The 18,211-nt window shown below is 56.5% G+C and carries 17 protein-coding genes and 3 pseudogenes; 6 read left to right on the forward strand and 14 right to left on the reverse strand.

The window, feature by feature from the left end; all coding sequences use genetic code 11:
- Positions 1-46: 46 nt before the first annotated feature.
- The 7 genes from V6M87_RS16105 to V6M87_RS16135 form a co-directional block, all read right to left on the reverse strand.
- Positions 47-1,003, reverse strand: a complete 957-nt coding sequence (locus V6M87_RS16105; RefSeq protein ID WP_332877659.1) for a phosphatidate cytidylyltransferase — start codon at positions 1,001-1,003, stop codon at positions 47-49.
- A gap of 3 nt (positions 1,004-1,006) precedes the next feature.
- Positions 1,007-1,639 carry a lysophospholipid acyltransferase family protein gene (locus V6M87_RS16110; protein WP_332877660.1) on the reverse strand — a complete coding sequence of 211 codons (633 nt, stop codon included), beginning with the start codon at positions 1,637-1,639 and terminating at the stop codon, positions 1,007-1,009.
- Complete coding sequence (locus V6M87_RS16115) at positions 1,636-2,082, reverse strand: hypothetical protein (protein WP_332877661.1); 447 nt, start codon at positions 2,080-2,082, stop codon at positions 1,636-1,638. Before V6M87_RS16115 ends, V6M87_RS16110 begins: the two co-directional genes overlap by 4 nt.
- Positions 2,072-3,475: a phosphatase PAP2/dual specificity phosphatase family protein gene (locus V6M87_RS16120; RefSeq protein ID WP_332877662.1), complete on the reverse strand. Its 1,404-nt coding sequence runs from the start codon at positions 3,473-3,475 to the stop codon at positions 2,072-2,074. Before V6M87_RS16120 ends, V6M87_RS16115 begins: the two co-directional genes overlap by 11 nt.
- A complete protein-coding gene (locus V6M87_RS16125; RefSeq protein WP_332877663.1) occupies positions 3,472-5,253 on the reverse strand; it encodes a bifunctional alpha/beta hydrolase/class I SAM-dependent methyltransferase in 1,782 nt (593 codons plus the stop codon). Before V6M87_RS16125 ends, V6M87_RS16120 begins: the two co-directional genes overlap by 4 nt.
- Complete coding sequence (locus tag V6M87_RS16130; RefSeq protein ID WP_332877664.1) at positions 5,250-5,885, reverse strand: CDP-alcohol phosphatidyltransferase family protein; 636 nt, start codon at positions 5,883-5,885, stop codon at positions 5,250-5,252. The genes V6M87_RS16125 and V6M87_RS16130 overlap by 4 nt, the downstream gene beginning before the upstream one ends.
- Positions 5,886-6,988: 1,103 nt before the next feature.
- Entirely contained in the window at positions 6,989-7,225 is a 237-nt protein-coding gene (locus V6M87_RS16135; protein WP_332877665.1) for a hypothetical protein, read from the reverse strand.
- 313 nt (positions 7,226-7,538) lie between these two features.
- On the opposite strand from V6M87_RS16135, the gene V6M87_RS16140 reads away from it, so the two are divergent.
- Entirely contained in the window at positions 7,539-8,372 is an 834-nt protein-coding gene (locus tag V6M87_RS16140; RefSeq protein WP_332877666.1) for a PEP-CTERM sorting domain-containing protein, read from the forward strand.
- A gap of 690 nt (positions 8,373-9,062) precedes the next feature.
- On the opposite strand, the gene V6M87_RS16145 is transcribed toward V6M87_RS16140, so the two are convergent.
- From V6M87_RS16145 to V6M87_RS16155, 3 genes are all read right to left on the reverse strand, one after another.
- The gene (locus V6M87_RS16145) at positions 9,063-9,599 is read right to left on the reverse strand and encodes a hypothetical protein (RefSeq protein ID WP_332877667.1); all 537 of its coding nucleotides are present in this window, start codon (positions 9,597-9,599) and stop codon (positions 9,063-9,065) included.
- A gap of 66 nt (positions 9,600-9,665) precedes the next feature.
- The gene (locus V6M87_RS16150) at positions 9,666-10,553 is read right to left on the reverse strand and encodes a hypothetical protein (protein WP_332877668.1); all 888 of its coding nucleotides are present in this window, start codon (positions 10,551-10,553) and stop codon (positions 9,666-9,668) included.
- Positions 10,554-10,729: 176 nt separating this feature from the next.
- A complete protein-coding gene (locus V6M87_RS16155) occupies positions 10,730-11,014 on the reverse strand; it encodes a hypothetical protein (RefSeq protein WP_332877669.1) in 285 nt (94 codons plus the stop codon).
- A gap of 71 nt (positions 11,015-11,085) precedes the next feature.
- On the opposite strand from V6M87_RS16155, the pseudogene V6M87_RS16160 reads away from it, so the two are divergent.
- Both V6M87_RS16160 and V6M87_RS16165 read left to right on the forward strand, forming a co-directional pair.
- Positions 11,086-11,511, forward strand: a pseudogene (locus V6M87_RS16160) (IS21 family transposase); the annotation flags it as partial.
- Positions 11,495-11,787, forward strand: a pseudogene (locus V6M87_RS16165) (ATP-binding protein); the annotation flags it as partial. The pseudogenes V6M87_RS16160 and V6M87_RS16165, both read left to right, overlap by 17 nt.
- Positions 11,788-12,039: 252 nt before the next feature.
- Here the strand turns inward: V6M87_RS16165 and V6M87_RS16170 are convergent.
- Together V6M87_RS16170 and V6M87_RS16175 are read right to left on the reverse strand one after the other, a co-directional pair.
- Complete coding sequence (locus tag V6M87_RS16170; protein WP_332877670.1) at positions 12,040-12,501, reverse strand: hypothetical protein; 462 nt, start codon at positions 12,499-12,501, stop codon at positions 12,040-12,042.
- 139 nt (positions 12,502-12,640) lie between these two features.
- A complete protein-coding gene (locus V6M87_RS16175; RefSeq protein ID WP_332877671.1) occupies positions 12,641-13,237 on the reverse strand; it encodes a PEP-CTERM sorting domain-containing protein in 597 nt (198 codons plus the stop codon).
- Positions 13,238-13,421: 184 nt separating this feature from the next.
- On the opposite strand from V6M87_RS16175, the gene V6M87_RS16180 reads away from it, so the two are divergent.
- Positions 13,422-13,838 (forward strand): hypothetical protein, encoded by a 417-nt coding sequence (locus tag V6M87_RS16180; protein WP_332877672.1) that lies wholly within the window; start codon positions 13,422-13,424, stop codon positions 13,836-13,838.
- Between the two features lie 347 nt (positions 13,839-14,185).
- Here V6M87_RS16180 and V6M87_RS16185 read toward each other — a convergent pair.
- Together V6M87_RS16185 and V6M87_RS16190 are read right to left on the reverse strand one after the other, a co-directional pair.
- Positions 14,186-14,710, reverse strand: a pseudogene (locus V6M87_RS16185) (DUF2199 domain-containing protein).
- Positions 14,711-15,191: 481 nt separating this feature from the next.
- Positions 15,192-16,190 carry an IS481 family transposase gene (locus V6M87_RS16190; protein WP_332877673.1) on the reverse strand — a complete coding sequence of 333 codons (999 nt, stop codon included), beginning with the start codon at positions 16,188-16,190 and terminating at the stop codon, positions 15,192-15,194.
- A 256-nt stretch (positions 16,191-16,446) separates the two neighbouring features.
- On the opposite strand from V6M87_RS16190, the gene V6M87_RS16195 reads away from it, so the two are divergent.
- Together V6M87_RS16195 and V6M87_RS16200 are read left to right on the forward strand one after the other, a co-directional pair.
- The gene (locus tag V6M87_RS16195) at positions 16,447-17,193 is read left to right on the forward strand and encodes an RHS repeat-associated core domain-containing protein (RefSeq protein WP_332877685.1); all 747 of its coding nucleotides are present in this window, start codon (positions 16,447-16,449) and stop codon (positions 17,191-17,193) included.
- Positions 17,190-17,510 carry a hypothetical protein gene (locus V6M87_RS16200; RefSeq protein WP_332877674.1) on the forward strand — a complete coding sequence of 107 codons (321 nt, stop codon included), beginning with the start codon at positions 17,190-17,192 and terminating at the stop codon, positions 17,508-17,510. Before V6M87_RS16195 ends, V6M87_RS16200 begins: the two co-directional genes overlap by 4 nt.
- Positions 17,511-18,211: the final 701 nt, after the last annotated feature.

Genomic DNA, 18,211 nt, shown 5'->3' on the forward strand with positions numbered 1-18,211 from the left:
TCTTCGCAATTACCCATATCTTTCCGACGCCACGACTGGACCATCTCTAGGCTACCCAGCAATATCGGGTGATATGAAAAAAAATCGGTGCTGCAAACAGCACTGAGTCGAGCCGGTCAAGCATACCGCCATGACCCTCGATCATCTGGCCCCAGTCCTTGATCGCCCGGTCACGCTTGATGGCTGACATGACGAGCCCGCCGAGGAATCCCATCAATGCAATGACAAAGGCGATCAAGGCCGCCTTCAGTGGCGAGCCGCAGGGCGTGATCCACCACAACGCTGCGCCCAACGCCGTGGCGCTGGCGACGCCGCCGACGAGGCCTTCCAGGGTCTTGGATGGCGACAGCCGTGGCGCGATCTGGGTTCGCCCGATCAGTTTGCCCCATACGTACTGCAGCACGTCGCTGCCCTGCACAACGATCACCAGGAAAGCGATCAGAAGCAGGTTGCGGCCCTCGAAGCCCGAAACAGGCAGCATCAACAAGGCTGGTACGTGCGACAGGCAGAACACGCAGATCATGAGCGCCCATTGGAGACCCGCGCAGCGCTGCAGGAAACCCGTGGTGTCCGATGATAGTGCCGACAGGATGGGCATGATCAGGAAGACGACCACCGGAATGAAGATGGCGAACAGTCCATGCCAGTTCATATAAATTAGGACGTATTGACAGGGCAGGACCAGGAAAAACGCCGCAACGATCGCCCGGTGGTCGCCGCGCCGCGTTGCGGTGATGGTGACGAATTCGCGCAGGGCAAAAAAAGACATGAGGCCGAACAGGACGATGATTGCCGTGCGTCCCAGCGCAAATGCCAGCCCCAACACGCCCGCCATCCACCACCACGCTTTGACCCGCAAGGCAAGGTTATCGATCACCGCATGCGCCTGAGCATCCGGCGTGCGCCAGCGCAATAAAGCGGTAACAAGTGACGCGCTCAGCAAGACCCCAACAGTGCCGCCGCACAGGAGCCAGAATTCAGGCGCTAACGCTGGACTTGGCATGGCCTATTCCAGGCTGGGGGCGAACCCCAGCAGAGCTGCGCGGCAGCGATGCAAGAACTGATCCTTGATCTCACCTTCCTGCAGCAGGATGGGCGCGCCAAATGTCACCGTGCACAGTAAAGGCACGGGAATCCATTCACCCTTCGGCATCACGCGATCGAGATTGTCGATCCACACCGGGACAAACTCGATATCCGGGCACGCACACGCAAGATGGTAGACGCCGCTTTTAAACGGTAACAGTGCCTGGTCGGTGGTGTTGCGCGTGCCTTCAGGGAAGACAATCAATGAGTCGCCCTCTTGCACAGCTTGCGTCATTTGCGCGACGGGATCGTCACCCACTTCGCGGCAGTCACAGCGGCTGATCAGCAGTGAATTGAACACGTCGATACCGATGAAGCGCCGCAAGCGGGAAGCATTCCAGTAGTCTGCGCCAGCGACCGGCCGGGTGATAAGGCGTAGTGGCGGGGGCAGGCAACCCCGGATCAGCACGAAATCAACATGACTGCGATGATTCGCGAAATAAACACGCGGGGCTGCGCTGGGCAGGCAGCCGCGCCAGCGTGCTTTTGCCCCTGTCAGCAGACGAGCCGACAGGACGATGGCATCTGCGATTTGTCGGGCGAGCCAATTCATGGTTGTTGAAGGAGTAAACCCATGCCGGCTGCCAGCAACTGCAGTGCCGTCACCACGACGGTGATCCTGACAAAGCGAAATGCGCCGAGTGAGCGTGCTGTTAACGAGCGGCTGGCATTGGTTCGAGTGCACAGGGCTAAAACAGCGAGCGCGTCGTCGAGTGCGGCAAGATCGTGCGGGCCATGGGCGCTTGCGAGGACGTCAAACAACTGGCGGTCGATTTCGATGCGAAGCAACAGATACAGTTGGATGGCCGCCAGAAACAACGTCGCTGCGCCCAGCGCAGTCGCCATCGGTTTGACGTCAGTACGCTGCACAAGCACGGCCGCCAAAATCAAGCCCGCCATATTCAGATGCGCGGCGGCGCGCAAGCTGCTACCCGTTACACACGCGAGCCATTTACTGACGCCATCCGCCAGGTTGCATGTGTCTTTATATGGCATCGTCCACTCCGCTTAAAGGCCGATGTTCCGTTTGATTCCGCTTCGTCGACATATAAGCCGCCAGCCCCTCCATACTGCGCGGCCCGAGCGTGACGCCAGGTCTGGCGGCACGCAGCTGTGCCAGCAACTGCGACGGCGCAACTGGCTGCGGGGATTGGTCCGCTAGCCATGCAGCTGCCACCAGCGCGCTGCGCGAATAGCCGAGCGCGCAGCAGACCAGGACCGTGCGTCCATCCGCCTGCCACGCATGGATGGTGTCCACGGCGACGCGCAGATCGCTCTCGCTTGGTACGGTCAGATCAAGTACCGGTATGCAGCGATACACGCTGGGACGAACCAGCCGCGGGAGTTCCGCTGTGAGGTCGAGCACGGCATTCGCCCCGGTGCGGCGTAGCTCGGCAGCGGTCGGAAAACGGCCCAGCCAAAGTCCTTCTGCCACGCGCGACGCGCCTGGCTGGCCGCGTGTCCACCACCTGGCATTGAAAAAGGCGCCGCACAGATAGGGCGCCAACAGGCACCAGCTTGCCATTGGAAATGTGCCATCGGCCTGTTTTCCAAGGCCGTCTGGTCGACCGGCGTGATACTGCTGTGCGACGCAGGCGAGCGCGAGCGCGGTCCAGGCGAGCAACAAGCCTGCGGCGAGGGTGTCGCGCACGATGGCCAGCGATAGCAGCGCCATTGCCGCTGCACCGATGCCATAACAACGTGCGATCCGACGGGTTTGCTCGCACCGCAGTGCCCTGCCCGTCGGTTCGGAAAGCGGAAACGCAAACACGCACAGGCAGCCTGCCAGCCAGCCGCTGGGCACGTCGATGAAATGGTGCTGATAGGTCGTCAGCACAGACACGCCGATCAGCGCAAACCAGCCATGGAGTAACCACCGCCAGCCACCCCGCGCGCGCGCCGCGTAAGCCACCCATAGTATTAAGAGCAGGCTGATGTGAAGCGACGGTGCCTGATTGAATGGCTTGTCGAATCCGCCCAATAAGGTGAACAGCGTTCCGGCCCATCCATGGGCAGGAGGATGCTCGAAGGCGAAACGCAGCGGAAAGGCGACAAAGCAGGCGACCGAAATCAATTGCGCCGCCAGCAGCCGCTTTGCGTGCGTCAACAGCATCGCGCGTGTTGACCAAAGAAAGAAGGAACCGGCGTAGAAAAAATCGATCGACCAGTACGGCAGTATCGTCCAGGGAATGAATGGAATGTGCCGCTCCCACGCGAAGTACAGGGACGGAATATCGACGCGCTGGCTGGCAAGCCAGTTTGACCAGGCATAGGAGGTAAAAAACAGCGCGCCCATGCCGGCCAGCAGCAACGGCGCAAGCCAATTCGGTTTCGGGCCTGGCGGCAAAGGCAGCTGATCCGCCCGGATGCGTAGCCGCTCGTTCGTCACGCTGCGTGTCCAATCCGCCGTGCCAGGCTGACGGTGAAGATACCCCATGGATCAATGCGCTGCGCGATCTTCTCGAAACCCGCTTCGCGCACCAACTCGTCCATTTCTGCTTGCGGACGGCGCCGCATGACCCAGGCAGAACCCTGCCGGTGACTGGTCAGTGCGCGGGCGATAAATTCCAGTTGCGGATGCCACGGTTGGCCCGTGTAGATCAGATAGCCTCCCGCACCGACTGCCTGGGCCAGACCGCCCAGCGAGCGGGCGACCATGTCGTTGTCGCCGAACAGCTCATACAGGCCCGATACGATGGCAAGTGTTGGCGCCTTGAGTGTGGCGAGGCTGCGCGCATCGAACGCGTCGCCTGTCTCAAAACGCGCCAGGCGCTCGAGTCCTTTGCTGCGGATGAGCGCGCGCCCCTGCTGCACATTGATATCGCTGTAGTCGCGCAGCAAAATATCTTGTACCTCCGCGCCGTTGATGCGCGCCTTCTGCGAGGCCAGCGCATCGAGCACGTAGCGGCCATGACCGGCCGCGATATCGACAATGCGTACTGGCACGCTGGCATGATGCAGCCGAAGAATGGCATTCCCGATCAGTTCCTCGACGTGCTGCTTGCGCTGGCGGATACCGCGCCAGCCAATGGCATCGAGGTAATTGCGGTCGACCATACGGCCGATCCCGAAACGCCCCGCCGCCTGGTTGCGGTAGACGTAATCCAGGGTTGAGCCGGAATCAAAGCCCGTCTGATGCCCGAGCCTGACACCATCGGACAAAACACCTCCCAGCCGCAAGCCGGCGCGCGTCATGCCCCAGTACAAGGCGGCTGGGCTACCAGTGGCCGGTGGCTTGGCCAGGCGGTCGGCTTCATCCTTGAAACTACCGCGCAGGTGCGCCTGGCGCAGCGACACCGGTGTCGCTGGCGACGCCAGTTCGCGTCCAATGAAGCGCCGTATCGCCGCCACCGCTGGCGCGCGATCGCGTTCTCCCAGCGTGTCATGAAAGAAGCCGTCGAGCACGATGCACTCTTTGACATGCGAGCCGAGCCGCCCAAAGAATGCGTCCTGGGGTCCACGATGGACCACCCAATCTGCCCCGGAGATCAACAGCAATGTGGGCACGGTAATGGCCGCTGCGTTTTCCACAATGCGCTGCGCGGTGTCGTACAGATCGAGCAGGATATTGACGGCGATTGGCCGCGTGATGAGCGGATCCTGGCGATAGCTGGCGATGCGCGCCGGATCATGCGTCAGGTATGTTGGCTTCACGTAGCTGTTGACGAAAAACGTTCCGCGCAGCCGATACAGCAGGCGCAGTCCCGCGCGGGCAAATGGCACATACAGTTTCACCTTGAAGGCGGGCGAGGCCACCACCAGGCAGCGTATGCGCGGCGCGTAGTCATGCACCCAGGTGGTGGCCAGCACGGCGCCGACGCTTTGCGCAATGACGGATATCTGCTCGACCCGGATACCATAGGTGTCCGTGATATGGTCGACAAAGGTCTGGACATCGCGCACCGAGTCCGCCAGGCTCGGACTGTAGCCGCGCTCGCCTGGTGAACGGCCGTGACCGCGCGCGTCCCACGCGAAAAAGGCGTGGTCAGGCAGGTCCAGTTCATCGCACAGGTGGGCCACCCGGCCGGAATGCTCGTGCCCTCGATGGAACAGAATGACCGCATCTTGCGTATTTTGCGCATGCGAGCTGACGGCCGGCCAGTAGCGATAGAACAGCGATTGGCCATCATGGGTGACAAAAGAAGACTCTGACGGATTGCGTGTCATAAGATCGGCTCCGAAGATTGCGTTGAGATCTGCCTGGATTCAATGATTCCGCCGCGCACCCGCTTGAAAATGGTCAGGATCGACAAAGTCGACAACCCGATCCACACAATGTGACCCAGCGGACCAAGGCCCATTCCGAGCCCGATCCAGAGCGATAGCGCGCCAAGGATGAACGCACGGTCGCTCTTGCCGAGCGGCCCGTCGTAGCGTCGACTGGCGCGCGCCAGTGGCCCTATCAGGCCAGCGCATTCGACCAGGACCGCCGACAAGGCAAACACAAACACGTCGGCACCGCCAAACGCGCTTGTCTGAACAAAAGGGGCGATCAAGGCCAGGTCGGAAACGATGTCTCCCAGCTCGTTGAGATATGCGCCCAGTGTGCTTTGCTGCCCGTGCTCCCGGGCCAGCATGCCATCGATGGCGTTGAGCGCCATCCGCATGAAAAGCCATGGCGGCAGGATCAGAAACAGCGCCGGCCGCTGTGCCAGCGCCGCGACCAGAGCGCCGACCACCAGCGAGGCAATTGCTGCAAGCACGGTCACCTGGTTGGCGCGCACCCCGCAACTGGCAAGGCGTCGCACCAAGGGCCGAAGCCACGCCTGGAACTGCGGCTTGATCTGATAGAGGGTCATGGCATGCCGCCTTGCTCCAGCGCGTGTGTCGCGCTCAATATGCTGATCGGTGACGTCGAAAAAAGCTGTCGCAGTGCTGACTGGCTTGCAAGATCCGGCGTGAAGATAGTTGCATGGAGGAATGATCGTCACATTGACGCTGGGCAAGTCCCGTCAAAGGCTGCGCCTGCGTTCATCGCATCATTGACTGGTGTGTCGGGTAAGAGGTTGCGGCCGTCATCTACTGGCTTGCGGGTTTGTTTGCACGGGCGCTCGTGGGGGGCCACGATGGTAATGCAGCCTGACTGGCCAAGGTAGAAATAATATGGTATCCAGTTAATGCGCCGTCGACTTAATCCAAGTGATGTGAACGAAAAGTGAGAAGTTCAAATCAATGGACAAACGATGATATTTTATACATTCACTGCACTTTTGTCTCAGCTTGCGATTGCACTTATATGGTTTTTAATCGTAGACTTGGGCAAAAACGATGCCGATATCAGAGGTATTGGCGTGTATCTGGTACTGATTAGTGGGATTCCGCTTATCACACATTGCCTTACCAATATTGTGATTTGCAGGGTACTCAAAGACCGGCCATTCATCATCGCTTTCCTCTTGTCTATTTTCATCTACATCGGTGAATTCGTTATATATCTCGAAATAGTGACTGGTTCGGGCAGTGGACATTTTGATCAAGATATAGTTATTTTCTTTTCATTTTCGCTCATCCCGATGATCTCTAATCTTCTATTATTTTGGCTCGTCGGAATCAGGCACAGTGATTTTTTTGAAGGATGCAAAATACAAAGGGTATGGAAAAGGAAAAATAGCGGCCTATTGTTATAGGCCGTTGTGAGGGTGACTTTGTCCATTTGCGGAAGAACGCGAAGCTGGCGCACGACAAGGCGTCGGGGCGCAAAGTCTTGCCCCTGCTGACAGACTACACCGCGCTCTTCAAGCAGTTCGGCGACAACCCGGACTGCAAGCGGTGGTTGACGGACTCGGTGTTTGATGCGACGTATCAGAAGCGCCTCACAGGCACGACGGCCGCGCCAGGCCAGCGGCCGTCGCACCCCGGGTCTGTGCCTGAGACGTCAAGTCAGTCGGGCGCATTTTCTCGTTTAACAAATAAAACCCTTCCCGATCGGCGCCAGCTGTGTTTCCCGGTCGAATCGCGTCGGCGCAGCCTGCCCCGTTTGTGCAGCCGCCATACCGCGCCCAGCATCGGCGGCGAACGGTTCGGCGGCAGCAACCGCGTCGACCAAGCGCTCCACCATGTCGACGCCCTCGACCGGAAACGTTCCGCCCCCCTCCCGGTAACGCCGCAGCTTGTACAGGAAGTGGCGCTCCGATCCCATTATAAAGTGTCTATTCCGAGATGCCATTCTCCTTCGCCAGGGCCGACACCGACCTGTTCTCCGGCGGCATCATCTGCCGAAGAATGGCTTCCTTGCGTTCTGCTCGATACTGGTTCACTGCACGTCTTTGCTCCGCCCCGCATGGATTAAATTGATTCAAGTGACGCGACATCTATCCTGACATAGGGGGAACTGTCGATAATATTTACATGGTAACGATTTTGGATTAGCTAAGGCTTTGTAAACACAGAGGAATAATTATTGGCATCGAAATTGCTTGCAATGGTGAATCCAACCATAAAGAAAGCTCGCCATGAAAACGGAACGTTTGATTGCTTTTTTCGGAGGTTTACTGGTGTCGGCGGTGACGCAAGCTGGGCCGTTGCTCGAATCGCTCGACTATGTTCGATTTTATGGGTCGAACGACCCTGCTGGCTGGTATGCCTGCGAGAACCGCACAGGGGCGGGATGCGCTGGATCGGTTGCAGTGCCAGAAACCAACTGGACTCTGAATTTCAAGGCCTCGGGCACGGGTGGATATGGAATCCTGAAAGCGCGTGCGGAGGTCGAGCTGACAGGCGATGCCAGCCAAGGCGAGTTCCCATCCTTCGCTTCCGTCGGCGCACGTACCAGCTTCCGTGACGTGTATGTATTTCATGGAGGCAATGGAACTGGAACTGCGCAATTCAATTTTGCCGTGGACGGCATCGCTGACAGTAGCGGCGGCGCGACTGCCCGCAGTTTATTTCAATATGTTCCCGTGATTGGCGGGTACGAAATGTGGGATCAACAGCGGAATTTCGAAGTGCGAGACGGCGTTGCGACTGTCACTGTGCCATTTCAATTCAACCGGCCCACTGAATTCATCATCGGTTTCTACGCACTGGCACAGATCTGGAGTTGGGAGCCAGACAGCAAGGCGGTCGCCGATTTCAGCAACACAGCTATTTTGAATCAAATTATCGTTCGAGACGAGCGCGGGAATCTGGTGAAAGATTTCAGTGTTACAGCAGAGTCAGGTACGGACTATACGGCGACGGGAGTCGTGCCGGAACCGACTACTGCCCTACTAATGCTGGCGGGCATACTCGCATTGGAAGGGGGACGTCGTCGGGCATTATTGCAGAAGCGGGTTGTTTCTCATTGATGAACGCAAGGCCACTTCGGCGCTGGTGCGGCGCTGGGAACTGTCCGCACCATCGTTGACACGGCAGGTGACGTATCCGATGCAACCCAGGCGCAAAGCTGTGACATCCTTGTCAATGCAGTGGAAGCGATTATTGCTGGCCTTCCACTAAGAGACGCTTGAAGTTCCGGTTCGGGTCGGATCCGGCCCTACCGATTTCAACAACTGTTCGCGCATCCGCTAGTGGCGAGCCGACTGCCATCCTGACTGCAAATAGATATTCTGCTCGCGGTACGTCGTGCGAATGGAATCGATGTTCTCGACGGTGTCCTTCTGCATCAGTTCAAGCCAGTTCCTCATCAAACGCCTCTCCATCCTCCGAAATCGGCCGGTCCGTCGCCGGTTCAATGTGCGGGTTTCGTGTTCTATACAAGCATGATGGTTGATCCGGAAATACGGTATGGCAGGCAGAACCGCGCTGTGGGACGCCAGCGGGTCTGCCATGGATAGTACGAATAACAATCCACGCTAAGCTGCCGGCCGATAGAAGAACCCTGGTCCGGCAGATCGACAGTGTGTTAGCAGGCACGGCGCGAAGATTGAAAATCCTTGTGTCGGTGGTTCGATTCCGCCCCCGGGCCAACAAGATTGCTGCTCCTTGCCCCCCGAAAGCGACCGAACTCATGCATATTTGTCCCGCTGACCTGGTAACTACCCCCGACTATAAAATTCGACGATCTCATCGCGGATTGCCGTGGCCAACTCGTTTTTCATATGGCCGGTCAGTTTGATCCGCTGTCCCAGCGCATCGGCGTACACATACGCCGACTGGACATGCCCGTTATTGCTGCTAACCGACTCCGTCATGACCCCGAAGCTCTTGACATCGTGCGACGCCAGTTGCTTCGATCCGTTAGCGAATCTGAGCCCGGCCGGCTGGAGAAGAATGACGGTTTTTTTGGCGCCGAAGGCGAACTTCAGCACCAGTGCCGGGCCTGCAAGGGCAAGGACTGCCACCGTTCCCATGTGCCGGTCGAGAAAGCGGCCACCCACCATCGATTGACCGAGAAATAGCATGCCGATGAACAGGCCGACATACACGGCGATCAGGAAAATTGCCGTCGCGCCGGGGGCGCTGGCTTTGCCAAACGCGCCCGAACGGCTTGCCTTGACGATCAGTTCAATGGACCCGTCGGCCTGTGGGTTGGCCTCGTACTGCTTGTTAAATGAGCTCTTCATATCTTCCATCTTGAAAATTGGTTTCCAGCGAATCGAAAAACGCGGCCTCACGCAAGGAGATCAGGGCCGCCGCGGTCATTTCCGTCCGGCTTCGAGCGCCGCTTGTACCACGGCGTCGCTCCAGTTGAACGTGCGGCTGCCGGCGCCATCCTCGCCGCCACTGAGTGTCAGATTATTATTTGTGCCGAACGAAACGCTCAGAGCCTGAGTCGCTCCAAGCCGGGTAATGAGCAGGCTGCCCCGGTCAGGTCGCGCCGTGCCCGCTTCATGAACGGGACTCATCACCTGGACCTGCCAGGTGTCCTTGCCATTATTGGTCGTGAAGACGAGATTATTGGTGGACCGGTCAGGCTGGCCGTTGAGAATGGCGATCACGATCGAAGTCGACCCCGCATTGCTCAGTACGTAACGGCTGACCTGTCCCGCTTTGAAAATGAGTGAATTCGAAGCGAAAAAGTAGCTGTCTGCCGTATCGCTGTCCGTGAAGTAGCCGCCGATATCGCCGGACTCGAGGGAAAATTCCGTCTGGCTACTTGCGTTTGCCACGGTGATGGATGGTGTGCCGATGCTCATCGTCGTCAACCCGGAAGCGTTGTTCTTGCTCAGGTTACTGACGGTAAAGCTTCCCGAATACAGATGTTCAGGAAATTGCTTGCTACCGCAGGCTGCCAGCGTCTCAATCTGTGTCGAGGCGTCGAAGCGCGCGTTGCCGCCCGAAGGACACGAGCCGGATGCGCCCGATGTGAGCTGCAGCAGGGGCGCGGTCTGCACCATGTTGTACGAAATCCAGGCAGCGGCGAAGGACTGCAGGTCGGTGCTTGACGTCACCGGAGAAGCTGGCGTTTGTACCGGCGTTTGTACCGGCGTTTGTGCCGGCGTTGGAACCGTCGAAACGGCGGGCGGCCCTTCTGTCGATCCGCCACAACCGACCAACGCATTGGAAAGCGCTGCAAGGAGAGTCAAAGTTCTACATGTCGTACGCATATAAGGTCTTTCAAGTCACTAAGTTTTTGTGAATTATTCAAATCACGCTGCTGAAAAATCGGCGCGCAAATCTGCTGGTTTTTTTAAAGGGGCGATGGGCCTCTGTCATTTCATCGAGTTATTCGCTGGCGTCTGGCGTCAGGTTCAAAATATCGTTAATTTTTTTCAGCCGGTTTTTCCAGGCCGCGACGGCGTCGATTCCTCTCGACAAAAACCCATGCATTCACGACAATATTTTCATGACACAATTTCTGGCTGGTCCATCGCTCGTACTGCTTGTAGGCGAGCGCCTTTGAGTACGCAATCGATGGCGCCCAGTGCATTGCTGGCCGAAATGGCCGGTGGCGATGCGCGCGCTCGATACGCTGTATCAGGGCTGGTCGCGCAAGGTAAGGGGGTGTGCTTACACCAAGCTGCTTCACTTGGGACTCGACGCCCATGCTGTCTGCAGCGATTGAAAACTGATACACCGATTTGAGAAGATAGCTGCTTTGCGGAGCAGCCTTGAAACCACGCCGGCTTCCTCGACTTCGCCAGGCACAGCGGCTTCAGGATCAAACTGTGCCAGCCGTACCGGGCCCAGACCAAGGGCAAGGTCGAGCGCTTCAACGGCTATTTGCGCAGGTCGTTTTACGTGCCGCTGGCAAGCCGCCTGGACCAGAGCGGTTTGCAGCTCGATGTCATCACGGCCAACGTGGAGGTGACACGCTCGCTGCGCGAGGTCGCCAACGCGCGTGTGCACGGCACGACGCAGGAGAAACCGTCCGAACGGATGGCAAATGAAGTGGCTTACCTGCAGGTACTGGCGCAGCCATGGCGAGGCGACATCGCTGCCGCGCGGCCGCAGGCAGCGGCGCCGGAACCACCCGCACCGCGTCCCGCTATCGTGATCGAGCGCATCGCCGAAGCGGCGCCGGCGCCGGCTGCTGATCATTGATGAAATTGCTTACCTTCCAATGAGCGCGAGCAGGCCAACCTGTTCTTCCAAGTGATCGCGGCGCTGTACGAAAAAGGCAGCCTGATCGTGACGAGCAACCTGCCGTTCGGCCAATGGGATGCGACGTTTGCACAGGACGCGACGTTGAAGGCAGCGCTGCTGGACCGGTTGCTGCACCTCGCACATGTCGTGCCGATCGCCGGCGAAAACTACCGCATTAAACACCCGCGGCAGGCCGGTACCGTCAAGTGCATCGGCGCCGGCAAGGCTGGCTGAACGGGTTATGAGAAGAGAGAAAAATCGAGCGCATGCTGGTGGTGAAAACGTATCAGTTTTAAATCGCCGTTGACACCTGGTATCAGAGCAGCATGCTGGGTGCCTGTGCGTTGGCCTGAATGATCGCTACACCAGGCCTCAAGGCACGCGGTCATACAGTTGGCGCAAGGAACTACACTGCCACAGACCGCTGAATGTGGATTTTTTCCTGAAACGAAGGAGAACAGCCTGTGGAAAGTTCGAACGACGGCATCAGTCTTTTCTTTCTCTGAAGTCACCTTCAATCACTGTGTTATCGGCGGCGACAGCCGCATTTCGGCCCGCTGCAAAGTTGAATGCAGAAGGCGAGAGTCGCGCGAACAGACGTTTTTTCCACAAGGGAAAGGCGAGCACAAAAATCATCGTCAAGCCTGCGCAAAGGGCCGACACGGCGTCCCCTTGCATCAAAAAGCGCAACAAGCAAAGTGTGAGCAGGCTCGCCATCAATGGCAGACGAACCGGCTTCGGCAACAGCCCGACGATACGAAGCTTGCCTCTGCTAATCCAGGGCAACCTTGCGAACAGAGCGCCCAGCAGCAGGCCCGCGACGAACCGGCTTGTGCCGAGATATTCGGCCAATACGCCTACGACCAGCAAGCCGGTGTAGGTGATCGTGGCGGCCAGGGCCACCAGCACCAGTAAGGCAACAGCGATTGTCAGCCTTGGCCGTGCCATCACCGCGCCGAGTAGAAAACGTAAAATTTGTATGCTCCTGCAAATGGATCATGGAAAGTGGAGCGCAAATTTTAACAGCCCGTCAATGCACGAACAATCCAAGCACGGCTGCCTGCATCGGAATGCCCGCAATGCAACGTTAGCGCTGACGACGGCGCGCCGCTGACAGTCCGAACAAACCCAGTGCTAGCAGGAAAATCGACCCTGGTTCCGGGATGGCCTGCTCGTTGAACACGAGATTATCAAAGCCCAGGGAACCTTCACCAAGTTCGCGCTTGAAGATGTCAAGAGACGTCAGATTGTTAAATCCGCTCAGGATGAATGTGTTCCAACCCGATGCGCTGACCAGAATATCTGTGGTCACGGTAAGGCCGTCCGCCCTATGGCCGACGAGCGTGGCGTACTCTTGGGCTTGTAAATCAAAAAGGCTGGTCAATTCCATGTCCAGCTGCGACATCGAGAAATCAGCGCCACTGGTGGCAGTAATAGTGGTAATGAAATAATGGTTGGTATGCAGCCAGAAGGTACCATTTGGTACAAAAAATCCGCCGACGTACGGACCGTAGACGTCCATATTGGTGCCGCTAAACGTTAGACCCTTGTCGATAATTAGGGGACGTGGCGCTCCAATTTGGACCACAAAATCTTCGAAATCGACAACCCCTGCGCTAGCGCCACCACTGATGGCGGCCAAAGAAACAATAAGGGCACAAAGGCTGAAGTAAAGCTTTTTCATAATCATCAATCAAAATAATTGTGAATAAGCAATTTTCGCGCCAGCTATAAATTGCAGTTTAGAAACAAGAACTTATGGTGTACCGAGCAACGTTTTTCATCGCACATGTAAAAAATCTCGACAAGACTTAGCCGGAAATGTTTCTTCTTAATGGCGCGCTGGTTCGCCCAGGAAGGCAATAGCCATGGATGAACAACAACGCCTGCTGGTGCGACTGCCCGACTTCCTCAATGGCCACGTGGACGGAGAAGATGCGCGCCGGATGGAGGCGCTATTGAAGGAAGATACGGCCTGGAACGCGTTGAACCGGCTCAGGCGGCCTGCTGCCAGCCGGGATTGCAAGAAAAGTTCCCGCGTGTCGCGCTGCCGATCCCGACAGCTGGACGCTCACGCACCACCGTCGCGAGCGCCGCGATGCAATGCGCTCGCGACAATCTCAAGCGCCCGCGAAGCCCTCGAGAAGAAGCGCGACAGCTGCGGGCTCGACCGCTATGTCGACGTTGAAGGGGGCGCTGTCCGAAGCGGACGAGAGGACAGTCCGCCCCGCGCTGTCCGACAACGTAACGCCTGCCAGAACGCACGCAACATGCACTGCCGATAGTGAAGCAGGGCCTGCACCCGCATGGTGAACATGATGGGGCCGGTGCCAAGGAACTGGCCATCGTCTGGCGTGGGCTCAAGCCATTCCAGCCGCCAGAGCGGGCGTACCGTCTCGATGAGGAGCGGTTCGAACGACACCCCTGACGCCCCTCGGTGGCTTCAACCGCAAACTTCAGAGGGAACACCTCGAAATACCTGGCCAAACCACGATCTTCGGTCGAAAACACGATGCTCCGCCCCTCCTCGGCGCGCAGCGCCACGAAGAAGTGCCACTAGCCATCGGCGTGGAAGTATGCGTCGACGCGCTTCCCAATCAGCGAGGAGAAGTCATCGCAGGCGGAGACAGACTCAGACAGCATCGTTACCGCCCTCCCCGTCATGCACCACGATTGCGTAGAGCTGTGCGACCCGTTCGACTGATATCCCCTCGCGTTGCTCGACCGCCAGCGGATGGTCGGTCGGTTCCAGTTCGATGAATGGCCGAATGAAACCGTTCCTGAGATGAAACTGGGTCTTCAGGTTCACCGTGTCCGGATATGGCTGGAGCGCGGCATTCAGCCAGCCAAAGAAAGGACCAATATGCGCACGCTGCTCGGACGCGTAACATGCGCCCCATTTTTGGAAACTCTGCTCGCTGAGCGACACCTACACGCCCCAGGAGAACTGCTCGGACTCGCCGTGCACCGGGATCTCGAGACAGCCACGGACGAAATACTGCTGCCCGTCGATGATGCAGGCATCCGTATCAAGCTGGCAGCGCGCTGCACGCTCGTCCTGCGGCACAGCGTAAAAGCTCAACGGCGCGGCCGCGTCGAGTGCCGGCATGCCTTGATGGATCTGGCCGCAACCTTTGCAATGAAACTCGAACGTCATTCGTCTGCCTCGTTTGACACTTCAATCATTTGGGTTCGGTGGCTGGGTGGGGCGCCAATTGGCGGTCACGCGCACGAAAGTGGTGTCCGGTTCGGTACCATCGCAAACGGGCATTTTGGAAGATTTCTGTCAACGAAAAGTTCACGAGTGGCGCGTAGCCCGGCGTGACACATCGGGACATTCAACGCCCGGGGGCAATCATCGGGGTGCATTCACTGGATCTGACGTTGACGGGCGTTTTGTCTTCTTTCTGCAACTGGGCAGTACCGACGCGACCCTGCCGGTCGCCTGGAATACTTTGCGGATCTACAGGCGATATCAGGGTGAGTAGAAAAGTGCGCAAACGGTGCGTCGTGCGGTTTCCTCGGGTGCCCTGCTCGCTTCGGACAAGGAAAAAATCGCCCGAAGGCGATTGTTTTTTTGCTACCGGCTGAAGCGGTGTCTGTCGAATTCTCCTATGAGAAACGGTAGCCAAAGCAGTTTACCTGTCAAGACCCGCTTGGTTATAGACACGTTTAACGAATAATTCTGGCTTTTTATCGTGCCATTTTTTCAGTGCCTGGATCGGCGTTTGGTGTTCGAGAGCGCGCTGTGGGATGCTGTTGTTGTAGATTTTTAGATAGTTGCGCAACGTCGATTCGAGCTCGGCAGCGGAACCAAAACGGGTCTGTCCAACGATCTCGCTGATGCGGCCATTGAAGCGTTCCACCATGCCGTTGGTTTGTGGATGGCGAGGTGGAATAAGCCGATGTTCGATCGCCAGGGCTTTGCAGAGAACGTCGAAGGCGTGCTTGCCAGACGGGATGCGATCGCCGGTGACGGGGTCCTTCTTCTTGCTGGTGAAGCGGTCCGTAAACTGGCTGCCATTATCGGTCAGTAGTTTAACGATGTTGATCGGGCAGGCATTTTTTACCTTGATCAAGAAATCGGTGCTGCTGCTGTCAGACTGGTCGGCATAGATTTCCATGAAGACCCAACGGGTTGCACGATCGATCGCGACGAACAAATAGCGCCGGGATGTCTCGTCCGGCATTTGCGGCAAGTATTTGATATCGACGTGGAGATAGCCCGGCTCGTAATCCTTGAAGGTTTTCCTGGCCATGGGCTTTTCGCCGTCCAACACAGGAACGAGATCGCGCAAGTCCGACACGCCGTGACGGCGCAGGCAACGGCCGAGACCGGCACGAGAGACGGCCGGATTAATGAACTCGCGTGTTACCGCGAGCAGATCGTCGGTGGCCAGCAGAAGCGTTTTACGCAGCTCGACAACGACAAGTTCCTGGTCCGGTGTCAGCGTGGTATTCATCGTCTTGGGGCAGTGCGAACCATCAAGCGGCGTTTCGCGATCTTGCCACTTCCTGATCGTCTGCCGCGTGACGTTGTAGAGCCTTGCTAACTCTGCTTGGGAGAGCTTGGAGTTCTTGATTTCTTCGCGAATTAGGTGCGTCGTTCGCGCTTGGCTATGCAGGGCTTGGGTCATGAGATCAGCGAAGGCTTGTCGGTAGTTAGCAGTGTACGCAAAACGTGCCTGGCCTTGAAGACTGGCCAGCTGCGGATGGGTACATGATCCCACGAGTCGCTACACATATGACGAGCGAGGCCATCTTATTGCTGAGCTTGATCAAACAGGCGCTACTCTCGCTGAACACATATGGCTGGGTGATCAGCCGGTTGCAGTATTCGCAAATGGAACCATCAATTATGTTTATGCCGACCAAATTAACACACCGAGGCTGATCACGGACACATTAAATCGGCCTAAGTGGAGTTGGACTTCTAGTCCTTTTGGAAATAATTTGGCCGTTGAAGATCCCATCGGCGTAGGAAGATTTTCCTATGGATTACGATTCCCAGGTCAATACTTTGATGTGGAAAGCGGACTCCACTACAATCTTCATCGCGACTACGACCCTGACACTGGGCGATTCGTTCAAAGTGATGTTATTGGAATTCAAGGCGGCCTAAATACCTATGCATATGCCTCGTCAAATCCACTATCGATGGTCGATCCGAGCGGATTGTCTGGATGCAAAATTGCCGGTTTCTTTATAGTTTGCTCGAATGCTCCGCCACCAGTAATAGATGGAGACAATTCCTTCCCGACCACTACATCTTTGCCATGGCCCAATCTAAAAAATCCATTTGATGGCATGTTTTCAGTGCAGCGTCCAAAAAGAATGACACCCGATCAGGAATCTGTATTTGATAGAGTATGCGTTAAATCTGAAGATCCTTGTAGAGCACTTAAGGAGGAAGCTAGGAAGGTAATAGACGCCGCAAGAGTCAAAAAAAATGAGATGCTCGTCGATGATAAAGAGATGTTTGGTACAATCAAGTGGACTAATCATGTCGACGGTCTCGCTGGAAGAATTAAAAGCATCAATGCAATTTTGTCGCTAGGCCAACTAATGGGGTGTGATATGTCTCAAGAATTTTTAATGTCAACAGAAATCTGGATTCCTAATAGGCCTTTTCCAAAATGAAAATTTATATCGATTTTAGTGTTTTCACCGAAACAAGTTCTATTGGTACTGTTACAGGAACGCTTGCGTTAGCTGCCGTCCCTGAGATTGGCTCGGCGGTTATACTTAGCTATCCGCTTTTCCATACGGAACCGTTAAGTGTAAAGGGTTTTTCCGGGGCACTCGCAGTTACTCACGTACTGCACTATCCTGAAGCTGACGATGTCAAAGTCATGGTAATGCTTGACGACCTTACTATTGAAAGCGTTGATGATGTCGAAAGGGTTATGCATTTTTTCGAAGAAGGCTTCAATTTAAACATTGACTATCATCGCTAAGGAGGCGCTGATTTATTCGCATCCAGGGAAGCTGTGCTCTTATAAATCAAGGGCTTACAGGCGAAATTCCGGGAAATCCTGAATTAATCAGCGGTTCCCTAAGGTTAATTCGTTACATGCAACGACAGAAGTCCCGTTTTGCGTGACGCGTTGAGCGGGTAAGCCGGGACCGACCGTTGCGCACGCCTTCCTCGGTCGTTTTTGTACCAAGTTTTCCGTCGTCCTTTTTAATCACGAAACCGACAGCTTTTGGCCCCTTGCGCAGCACGTCGTTGAATCATGATTCCGGCGGTGCCAGCTGGCCATTAAACAGGTAGGCGGCTTTGATTTTCGTCGGGGTCGAAGAACAATTTGAGATCCCAGTCTAAAAATGGGTACATTATCCTCATAAGATGTGCAATTCCCCTTGCTACGATTGGGTACAGCGCTAACGCGCGTTCTATTAGGGTTATTAAGATAAGTTATGGTTGCCCTGGTAACTTGACGATTTTGGCATGGTAAAGGCTTCTTGGCAACGCGACTGCTTCTAAGCTCTAACGTGAGTAGATGAAGCTAATTCATCCGGGACTGATTACGATTGAAAAACGAAATCGACATTTTCTTGGGGGAGACATAGAGCCTAGATGTCAAGACCCGCTTGGTTATAGACGCGTTTAACGAATAATTCTGGCTTTTTATCGTGCCAGTTTTTCAGTGCCTGG

Source organism: Massilia sp. S19_KUP03_FR1 (genome assembly GCF_036688685.1).
GTDB lineage: Bacteria > Pseudomonadota > Gammaproteobacteria > Burkholderiales > Burkholderiaceae_D > JALYUM01.

What these genes read in the sequence shown, in the direction of transcription:
- V6M87_RS16105 (WP_332877659.1), bottom strand. Translation starts at nt 1,003, where the DNA reads ATGCCAAGTCCAGCGTTAGCGCCTGAATTCTGGCTCCTGTGCGGCGGC.
- V6M87_RS16110 (WP_332877660.1), bottom strand. Translation starts at nt 1,639, where the DNA reads ATGAATTGGCTCGCCCGACAAATCGCAGATGCCATCGTCCTGTCGGCT.
- V6M87_RS16115 (WP_332877661.1), bottom strand. Translation starts at nt 2,082, where the DNA reads ATGCCATATAAAGACACATGCAACCTGGCGGATGGCGTCAGTAAATGG.
- V6M87_RS16125 (WP_332877663.1), bottom strand. Translation starts at nt 5,253, where the DNA reads ATGACACGCAATCCGTCAGAGTCTTCTTTTGTCACCCATGATGGCCAA.
- V6M87_RS16130 (WP_332877664.1), bottom strand. Translation starts at nt 5,885, where the DNA reads ATGACCCTCTATCAGATCAAGCCGCAGTTCCAGGCGTGGCTTCGGCCC.
- V6M87_RS16135 (WP_332877665.1), bottom strand. Translation starts at nt 7,225, where the DNA reads ATGGGATCGGAGCGCCACTTCCTGTACAAGCTGCGGCGTTACCGGGAG.
- V6M87_RS16140 (WP_332877666.1), top strand. Translation starts at nt 7,539, where the DNA reads ATGAAAACGGAACGTTTGATTGCTTTTTTCGGAGGTTTACTGGTGTCG.
- V6M87_RS16145 (WP_332877667.1), bottom strand. Translation starts at nt 9,599, where the DNA reads ATGGAAGATATGAAGAGCTCATTTAACAAGCAGTACGAGGCCAACCCA.
- V6M87_RS16155 (WP_332877669.1), bottom strand. Translation starts at nt 11,014, where the DNA reads ATGGGCGTCGAGTCCCAAGTGAAGCAGCTTGGTGTAAGCACACCCCCT.
- V6M87_RS16170 (WP_332877670.1), bottom strand. Translation starts at nt 12,501, where the DNA reads ATGGCACGGCCAAGGCTGACAATCGCTGTTGCCTTACTGGTGCTGGTG.
- V6M87_RS16175 (WP_332877671.1), bottom strand. Translation starts at nt 13,237, where the DNA reads ATGAAAAAGCTTTACTTCAGCCTTTGTGCCCTTATTGTTTCTTTGGCC.
- V6M87_RS16180 (WP_332877672.1), top strand. Translation starts at nt 13,422, where the DNA reads ATGGATGAACAACAACGCCTGCTGGTGCGACTGCCCGACTTCCTCAAT.
- V6M87_RS16190 (WP_332877673.1), bottom strand. Translation starts at nt 16,190, where the DNA reads ATGACCCAAGCCCTGCATAGCCAAGCGCGAACGACGCACCTAATTCGC.
- V6M87_RS16200 (WP_332877674.1), top strand. Translation starts at nt 17,190, where the DNA reads ATGAAAATTTATATCGATTTTAGTGTTTTCACCGAAACAAGTTCTATT.